2 protein-coding genes are annotated in these 1,308 nt (G+C 52.2%); both read right to left on the bottom strand.

Annotation, left to right across the window (positions count from 1 at the left end; all coding sequences use genetic code 11):
* Positions 1-784 (bottom strand): hypothetical protein (locus tag E1189_RS02880; RefSeq protein WP_155158549.1); only part of this gene is annotated, 784 nt, incomplete at its 3' end.
* Positions 763-1,308 (bottom strand): hypothetical protein (locus E1189_RS23385; protein ID WP_196221116.1); only part of this gene is annotated, 546 nt, incomplete at its 5' end. The genes E1189_RS23385 and E1189_RS02880, both read right to left, overlap by 22 nt.

Raw genomic sequence — 1,308 nt, 5'->3', positions numbered from 1 at the left:
ACTCGATATCTTTGTCATCACAGGGGGTATCCGCCTTCCCCCCGGCCGCCCGGGTACGCAACCGGCTATAGATGCCCCAGGCCGCTTTCAGATTATCTGTGCCCCCCATAACCTGGAGATGTCTGCCCAGTGTTAACTCGATATCCTTGTCATTACAGGGGGTATTTACCAGACCCCCGGCCGCTTGGGCACGCAGCCGGGTATAGATGTCCAGAGCTGCTTTCAGATTATCTGTGCCTCCCATGATCTGGAGATGCCTGCCCAGTGATAACTCGATATCCTTGTCATCACAGGGGGTATTTACCAGTCCCCCTGCTGCTCGGGCGCGCAACCGGGTAAAGATCTCCAGGGCCGCTTTCAGATTGTCTGTGCCACCCATGACCTGAAGGTGTCTGCCCAAAGCCAGTTCGATCTCCTTATCGTCGCAAGGAGTGTTCGCTACCCCACCTGCCGCACGGGTGCGCAGCTGAATAAAAATGTCCCGGGCCGCTTTCAGATTGTCCGAGCCTCCCATAACCTGGAGATGTCTGCCCAATACCAACTCGATATCCTTGTCATCGCAAGGGGTGTTCACCTGTCCTCTGGCTGCCCGAGTGCGCAGCTGAATAAAAATGTCCCGTGCCGCTCTCAGGTTTTTCGTGCCCCCCATAATCTGGAGTAGCCTGCCCAGAGCCAGTTCAATCTCCTTGTCATCGCAAGGCGTATTCGCCCTCCCTTTGGCCGCACGGGTGCGCAGCCGTGTAAAAATGTTCCGGGCCGCTTTCAGGTTGTCCGTACTCCCCATGATCTGGAACTGTCGGCCCAGTGCCAGCCCATTGGTTTTTTCATCATTGAAAGAGAGGCTGAGTATCTTTTATAAAGTTGCTGAAAGAGTGGTAGAGCTTCCATTAACCGGCCTCTCGCCTGTAAAGCTCGCCCCTTTGCCATTACCAACCCTTTGTTGTTTTGCAAATCCCTGGAAAGAGAACTGATGAACCCAATACACCCATCAAAATCACCAAGAAGAAACAGACATCTGGCTTTTAATTGACCAACACGAGCATATTGCTGTGAGTCCCCCTCGTATTTTTTTAATAGTATCTCAGCGTCTTCTAATGCTTTTTTGGGATTGGTTTTCAGAAGACTGAAGGCATCATTTATGTCGTGATATGGCTGTACATGAGAATAAACCGGAGAGTATTGGGAACGCCGCTGTGAAAGTTGGCAGTGCCCATGGTTACCACCACCCCTTCGGGTTGAAGAACCTTGCGCTTTGGGGGGGTAAGGCCCATGCCCTTTTGAAGCTTCTTGTTTGTAAAGAAGAGGTCC

It is taken from the genome of Parendozoicomonas verongulae, assembly GCF_009711465.1.
Classification (GTDB): Bacteria; Pseudomonadota; Gammaproteobacteria; order Pseudomonadales; family Endozoicomonadaceae; genus Sansalvadorimonas; species Sansalvadorimonas verongulae.
The sequence above is the reverse complement of the archived record's forward strand: the minus strand, read 5'-3'. Positions and strand labels throughout refer to the sequence as shown.